At 39.3% G+C, this 6894-nt stretch carries 8 protein-coding genes; 6 read left to right on the forward strand and 2 right to left on the reverse strand.

Annotated elements, in window-relative coordinates:
- Window positions 1-244 precede the first annotated feature (244 nt).
- On the reverse strand, window positions 245-1195 hold the full coding sequence (gene ispH / locus FTT84_RS16260) for a 4-hydroxy-3-methylbut-2-enyl diphosphate reductase (RefSeq protein ID WP_180058931.1): 951 nt from the start codon (window positions 1193-1195) through the stop codon (window positions 245-247).
- 134 nt (window positions 1196-1329) lie between these two features.
- Here ispH and gmk point away from each other — a divergent pair, with 134 nt between their 5' ends.
- The 6 genes from gmk to bfr all read left to right on the forward strand — a co-directional run bounded on the left by gmk (window position 1330) and on the right by bfr (window position 6207).
- Entirely contained in the window at window positions 1330-1953 is a 624-nt protein-coding gene (gene gmk, locus FTT84_RS16265; protein ID WP_067762988.1) for a guanylate kinase, read from the forward strand.
- 76 nt (window positions 1954-2029) lie between these two features.
- Window positions 2030-2311 carry a DNA-directed RNA polymerase subunit omega gene (rpoZ, locus tag FTT84_RS16270; protein WP_067762989.1) on the forward strand — a complete coding sequence of 94 codons (282 nt, stop codon included), beginning with the start codon at window positions 2030-2032 and terminating at the stop codon, window positions 2309-2311.
- Window positions 2312-2530: 219 nt separating this feature from the next.
- Window positions 2531-4639: a bifunctional (p)ppGpp synthetase/guanosine-3',5'-bis(diphosphate) 3'-pyrophosphohydrolase gene (locus FTT84_RS16275; RefSeq protein ID WP_180058930.1), complete on the forward strand. Its 2109-nt coding sequence runs from the start codon at window positions 2531-2533 to the stop codon at window positions 4637-4639.
- Between the two features lie 51 nt (window positions 4640-4690).
- Complete coding sequence (locus tag FTT84_RS16280; RefSeq protein ID WP_180058929.1) at window positions 4691-5074, forward strand: RidA family protein; 384 nt, start codon at window positions 4691-4693, stop codon at window positions 5072-5074.
- Between the two features lie 217 nt (window positions 5075-5291).
- Window positions 5292-5486, forward strand: a complete 195-nt coding sequence (locus FTT84_RS16285) for a bacterioferritin-associated ferredoxin (protein ID WP_086178228.1) — start codon at window positions 5292-5294, stop codon at window positions 5484-5486.
- A 256-nt stretch (window positions 5487-5742) separates the two neighbouring features.
- Window positions 5743-6207 (forward strand): bacterioferritin, encoded by a 465-nt coding sequence (gene bfr / locus FTT84_RS16290; protein WP_180058928.1) that lies wholly within the window; start codon window positions 5743-5745, stop codon window positions 6205-6207.
- Window positions 6208-6219: 12 nt separating this feature from the next.
- On the opposite strand, the gene FTT84_RS16295 is transcribed toward bfr, so the two are convergent.
- The coding region (locus FTT84_RS16295; RefSeq protein ID WP_180081854.1) for an IS30-like element IS18 family transposase at window positions 6220-6894 on the reverse strand (675 nt) is incomplete at its 5' end.

Raw genomic sequence — 6894 nt, forward strand, 5'->3', positions numbered from 1 at the left:
TTCGCAAGAGATGCGATGGATGTCTGGTGATTTGTAGTCATAAATTTTAGTCCCCACTTGTTTTTAAGTGGGGACTAAATTAAGGCTTATAGGATGAATTCATAAGGTGTGTTCAGCGGACGCTTACAATTAAATTACAAAACAAACACAAATAAGGATAAAAGGCATAAAAAAACAGATAATTGCCAAAAAGCAATTATCTGTCAATTCTTAAAAAAATTCAGAATGTTAAGTCATTAACACTTTAAGCCTGTGTTACAGGTATACGTAACTCTTTTGGCAAACTAAATGTAATATTTTCTTCACGACCATCTAGCTCTTGCGGTGATTTAGCACCCCAATCTTGTAAGCGCTGGATCACTTGCTTAATTAAAATTTCAGGTGCAGATGCACCAGCCGTCACCCCAATTTTGGTATTTTCAGCAAACCACTCATGCTGAAGCTGATCTGCATTATCCACTAAATAGGCATGTTTACCCATACGTTCAGCCAATTCTCGCAAACGATTAGAGTTAGATGAGTTTGGTGAACCAACCACTAAAACCACATCGCATTGTTCCGATAAATCACGCACTGCATCCTGACGGTTCTGCGTCGCGTAACAAATATCATCCTTACGTGGCCCTTGAATTTCAGGGAATTTTTGACGCAGCGCATCAATCACTTTTGCCGTATCATCAATAGAAAGTGTCGTTTGCGTTACAAAAGCCACTTTTTGTGGATTACGGACCTCAAGCTCAGCAACATCCTGCTCATCTTCAACCAAATAAATCGAACCTCCATTTTTAGTGTCATATTGGCCCATCGTTCCTTCAACTTCGGGGTGACCTTCATGACCAATCAAAATCGCTTCAACACCCTCTCGCGCATACTTAGTCACTTCAATATGTACTTTAGTTACCAATGGGCAGGTTGCATCAAATACTTTTAAGCCACGACGTTCCGCTTCTTGTTGTACAGCTTTAGAAACACCATGTGCACTAAAAATCACAATATTGTCATCAGGGACTTCATCAAGTTCATCTACAAAAATAGCACCGCGTTGACGTAGATCATCTACGACAAATTTATTATGTACCACTTCATGACGCACATAAATCGGCGGGTTAAAGCATTCAAGCGCACGGTTCACAATCGCAATGGCACGATCTACACCAGCACAGAAACCGCGTGGATTAGCTAAAACAATTTCCATAGAATCCTCAATGCCCACTCAATTTTTACGGGTATCACTTGAAATAAATGTAAACAATAGACGTCTGACTATTTAGTTTGGCGCGCGTCTACTCTAAAATAGAGAAGATATTTTATCATATCAGGAAAAATATCATGTCGGGTCTCTTGTTTGTCGTTTCTGCTGCATCGGGAACGGGCAAAACATCCCTCGTTAAAGCCCTACTTGAACGTGTAAACAATTTACATGTCTCTGTTTCTCATACCACTCGTGGTCAGCGTCCTGGCGAATTAGACGGCGTACATTACCATTTTGCAAAAAAAGAAGACTTCTTATCTTTAGTTGAAGAAGGTGGCTTTATTGAATATGCAGAAGTTTTTGGTAATTATTACGGCACAGCACAACGTACAGTTAAAGAACAATTGGCGAAAGGCCATGACGTTTTACTTGAAATTGACTGGCAAGGGGCTGAACAGGTTCGTAAACTTTTTCCTGAATCTAGACAAATCTTTATTCTCCCGCCAAGTCAGTTTGACTTACGCCAACGCTTATCAAACCGTGGCACTGACTCAGTTGAAGTGATCGAACATCGCTTAAGCTGCGCAGTTGAAGACATGCAGCAATATGTAAATTTTGATTACGTCATTATTAATGATGATTTTAATAAAGCCTTACATGATTTAGAGTCTGTGATTATTGCCAATCGTTTGGTTTTAAAACAGCAAGCGACACGTCATCAGCAGTTAATTGAAAAATTAATCACGCCGACTGAGCAGTGATTAAAACTTGAGTCTATAGACAAAGCACCTTATACTGCACAGTCTGTTAAAAATTTATATTCAAACGAGAATTCTTATGGCACGCGTAACCGTTGAAGATTGTTTAGACCATGTAGACAACCGCTTTGAGCTTGTACTAGTGGCAAGCAAACGCGCGCGTCAATTGGCACGTCAAGGTATCGAACCAACTGTTGAATGGGACAACGATAAACCTACAGTTGTTGCACTTCGTGAAATTGCAGCTGGTCACGTTTCTAAAGACATTTTGAAACAACGTGAACAAGACTACCAAACTTCAAGCTTAGACCTTGCTCTTTCAGCAAATAATCTAAACTTAGACGGTTTTTCTTTCCAATAAGACTTAACCGAACAAAAAAGCCTAGTTTTTAACTAGGCTTTTTTTTATGGATTGTCTTTAATATTTTGCTCAGAACAGTTATAACATAAGCTTAAGGAGTGCAAAGTAGTACATAATGATTTTCAATTTTATAAATCAAAAAATTGACAAGTCATGTATTTTGCATTTCATTAAAGTATCAACCGTTTCAATCGTTATTCAGCAGTAAAAGGGTGTTCTATGCCAGGCCCAATGGTCAGCCAAGCCAAGCAACAGTTAAAAGCAATCATTGACGCTTATCTATCGGTAAGTGATGTCGAACGCGTGCTTGAAGCTTGTGACTACGCTGATATTGCGCATGATGGTATTACCCGTAAAAGTGGTGAACCTTACATTCTTCATCCAATTGCCGTGAGCTGCATATTAGCGCATATGCGTTTAGATGCAGAAACACTGATGGCGGCACTTTTACACGATGTTATTGAAGATACCGAATTTACCAAACAAGATATTGCAGAAAAATTTAGCCCTACCGTAGCGGAATTGGTGGATGGCGTTACCAAACTGAGCCACTCAAGTGATAAAGAATATAACAAAGCTGCATCCTTCCGAAAGATTCTGCAAGCAACGCTACAAGACCCACGTGTCATTATTATTAAATTAGCTGATCGCTATCATAATATGACTACATTGGGTGCTTTACGCCCTGATAAACGGGCACGTATTGCACAAGAAACCTTTGAAATTTTTGTACCTATGGCACGTATTGTCGGTATGAACGAAATGGCTGATAACCTTGAACATCTGTGTTATCAGAACCTCGATCTAGACATGTACAACAATGTGCAAGAAGCATTAAAACAAACTAAGCCTAAACGTTGTGAATATCAAACTAAGTGGGAAAACAACCTCACCGCCCTGCTTGAGCAAAATAATATTAACGGCCGTATTAAAAAGAAAAATAACAATATTGAACTACTGCGCCACTTCGTAAAAAATGACATTGACTTACAAGAGCTAACCCATAGTCATGCTTTTGAGATTATTTTACAAAGTATCGCCGACTGCGACCGCCTTGCAGAAATCTTGAAAGACAGTTTTAAAGTTTTAAGTTATGCAGATCATATTCGCCGTCCACTACCTGGTGGCAATCAATCACTAATGTTGCGCTTAAAAGGTGAAAAAACGACATTATCTCTTACCATTCAAACCGAATTGATGCGTAAAGCTGCTCGTTTTGGTGTGGTCTTAGGTGAAAATGCACCACAGGCTTGTCGCTCTGCAATTCAAGCTTCCATGCAGAACCTCAATGTATTAATTGATGGTGCATGTGCAAAAACAACTTTTAGCGAGCTGCTTGATTATCTGCATCAAGAAAAAATTTGGGTCTATACTCCACATGGTAATTTGCACGAACTTCCGCAAGGAGCCACTGCTGTAGACTTTGCTTACTCAGCAAGCCTTTTCCTAGGTAACCATGCTGTCGGTGCCAAAATTAATGGTGAAACAAAGCCCTTATCCACTCCGCTTGTGAGTGGCCAAGTTATCGAAATTATTACAGATGTTTTGGCGACACCAAATCCAGATTGGCTCAGTTTCATCAATACACAAAAAGCGCGTCGTGCCTTACAAAACATATTGCGTGACCAAGATCAAGAAGAACAGCGTCTCGTCGGTCAGCAAGCCTTAAATCGGGCATTAAAACTTTTCAATCGTTCTGTTAAAGATTTAACCCTTGCTGATTGGGAAAATGTCCTCAACTGGCGCCATTTAACAGATAAAGAGCAACTGTTTGAACAAATTGCAGTGGGTGATTTACTTCCACAATTAGTGGCGAACCACTTGTTTGCTCAGGATGCGATTCAAACACCAACCAACTCATCACGCCTAATTTTAGGCACTGACGGTGTTGATGTAAAATATGCACACTGCTGTAATCCTGTACTTGGCGACCAAATACAAGGCCATCTTTCACGTCGTGGTTTGATCGTGCATCGCTCTCGTTGCCATAACTTATTGCATGAGCAACATCTTCATCCCGAAAACATCATGCCATTGCACTGGACCACTGAAGATAGTGAAGACATAAGCTTCACTGCCTACTTGTGTCTAAACATGTTGCTAAACGATGAACAAATTTCAGAACTCATTTATTTATGCCGTAAAGAAAAAGTCGGTGTTGAAAACGTACGTGCACACGAAGGTAAAACTTACGTTAATATCGTAGTACATAATCGTAAGCAAATTGCCCAAATTATCCGCAATTTAAGAATGCATTTTGGCTTCCCTCGCATCAGTCGATTGGCCCAACCCATCGCCATCACTGAAACAGCACAGGTAGCCAGCTAATTGATAAGCTGTTTCATTACAGCTTATCTGAGATGATAATAGGAGAAATAGATGTCCCGCCAAGTAATCCATACTGAAAATGCACCTGCTGCCATTGGTACTTATTCTCAAGCAATTTTAGTCGACAATACTTTGTATTTATCAGGTCAAATTGGATTAGATCCATATAGCATGGAGTTGGTTGAAGGCATTGAAGCTCAAATTCGTCGCGTATTTGATAACCTTAAAGCTGTATGTGAAGCTGCTGGTGGATCATTAGCTGACATTGCAAAATTGAATATCTTCCTTACAGACTTATCTAACTTCCAATTGGTCAACCAAATTATGGGCGAATATTTTGCTCAGCCCTACCCAGCACGCGCAGCACTCGGTGTAGCAAGCCTACCCAAAGGCGCACTGGTTGAAATGGATGGTGTTGTCATTATCAATCAATAGCTTACAAAGAAAATTCAATAAACTAATCTTAAAACTTAATTTTAAATTACCTAGCCATTTTGCGCGATAATCCAAGCAACACTCGGATTTCCGCTCAAGTGGCATTTTTTATTCAAAAAGCCAATCAGTTTAAAAGCATTTTCAAATGATTTTTATTGACAAACGATAATAATTATCAATAATATCACTTATCCCATTATTCATTTGGTTTACTTTCATGTACGTTTGTTTGTGCCGTGGTATTACCGATCAAGATATTAAAGATGCTATCGCCAATGGTGCTGAAAGCTATCGTGACGTACGCGATATGCTTGACCTTGGAACTTGCTGTGGTCGCTGCGCACCTGAAGCACGTATGATTATCAGTGATGAAGTTTCCCAAATCGCTGCACGCATCGCTATAGCCGCTTAACATCAATTATTAAATTCCCCCAACAACCATAATTATAAATTTAATGGTCGAAGACCATTCCTCCTCCCCCGCTTATGACTCTAAGCGGGTTTTTATTTGCAAGTACCTATAATCATCAGCTCATTGTTTTGATTGTGATTTTCATTTGCTGTTCTATAAAACACTCGCAAAGTCGCCTATTGTTGTTTAAGATATTTCTAGTCATAATTAAATTTTAAATGAATTCATTTAAATACATGCAGTTAAGGAGTCTGACATGAAAGGCAATCGTGATGTAATTAATCAGTTAAATCAGGTGCTTTATCATCATTTAACTGCAATCAATCAATATTTTCTTCATTCACGCATGTTTAACGATTGGGGCATTGAGCAACTCGGTTCTGCAGAATATAAAGAATCAATCCGTCAAATGAAGCATGCCGATAAAATTATTGAACGCATTCTATTTTTAGAAGGCCTGCCTAATTTGCAACACCTCGGTAAACTCTATATCGGTCAGCACACGGTTGAAGTCTTAAATTGTGATATACGTAAAGTCAAAGAGAACATCGAAGCCATTCAAGTAGCGGTTAAGCTAGCGGAAGAACAGTTAGACTATGTCACTCGAGATCTGGCTCAAGAAATCTTAGAAAAAGAAGAAGAATGGTTGGATTGGACAACCACTCAGCTTGATTTAGTTGAATCTGTTGGTATAGAGAATTACATTCAGAGTCAGATTTAAAATTAGGCGGATTCAAGCGGCAAGTGCAACAGTATAAAAACCAGCCATAACTTCACTCGGTGTATACCAACCTAGTGTTTTTCTAGGACGATGGTTGAGTGCGAATTCTATCTGCTCTATTTGTTCGTTTGACACGCCATCAAACGATGATGATTTTGGCAGATATTGACGGATTAAACCATTCGTATTTTCATTTCTAGCTCGCTGAATAGACTTGTAAGGATCAGCAAAATACGTCTCTATGCCAGCATCAGTAATTCTTTTGTGTTCGGAAAATTCTTTGCCATTATCAAATGTCACACTATAAGCATGGCTCATTTGTAAACGATCTAATGCACAAGTAATCGTTTGAGAGGATGCTCTTGTTGGCCCTAAATGAACAATATGTACATACAGGCTCTTTCGATCAACGAGAGTCAATAAAGCACCTTTATGATGTTTACCAATCACCGTGTCACCTTCGAAATCTCCTAAACGTTGTCGTTGATCAATGACCTGGTGTCGGCAGTGAATACTTGTTTTATCAATGATTTGACCCCTACGATCCGTGTTTTTGTAACCGCGTTTTCGATATTTCTTCTGATGCCTTAAATGTAGATGAAGTTTACCGCCTTTTGATTTATCTTGATAAATGTACTGGTAAATCCACTCATGTGAAGGTACATCCAGCCAACCGCGTTGTGTTAA

The sequence above is a fragment of the Acinetobacter sp. YH01019 genome, from assembly GCF_013420285.1.
GTDB classification, from domain to species: Bacteria; Pseudomonadota; Gammaproteobacteria; order Pseudomonadales; family Moraxellaceae; genus Acinetobacter; species Acinetobacter gandensis.

Coding starts and splice junctions, on each gene's coding strand:
- ispH (WP_180058931.1), bottom strand. CDS start 1,195: ATGGAAATTGTTTTAGCTAATCCACGCGGTTTCTGTGCTGGTGTAGAT.
- rpoZ (WP_067762989.1), top strand. CDS start 2,030: ATGGCACGCGTAACCGTTGAAGATTGTTTAGACCATGTAGACAACCGC.
- FTT84_RS16275 (WP_180058930.1), top strand. CDS start 2,531: ATGCCAGGCCCAATGGTCAGCCAAGCCAAGCAACAGTTAAAAGCAATC.
- gmk (WP_067762988.1), top strand. CDS start 1,330: ATGTCGGGTCTCTTGTTTGTCGTTTCTGCTGCATCGGGAACGGGCAAA.
- bfr (WP_180058928.1), top strand. CDS start 5,743: ATGAAAGGCAATCGTGATGTAATTAATCAGTTAAATCAGGTGCTTTAT.
- FTT84_RS16285 (WP_086178228.1), top strand. CDS start 5,292: ATGTACGTTTGTTTGTGCCGTGGTATTACCGATCAAGATATTAAAGAT.
- FTT84_RS16280 (WP_180058929.1), top strand. CDS start 4,691: ATGTCCCGCCAAGTAATCCATACTGAAAATGCACCTGCTGCCATTGGT.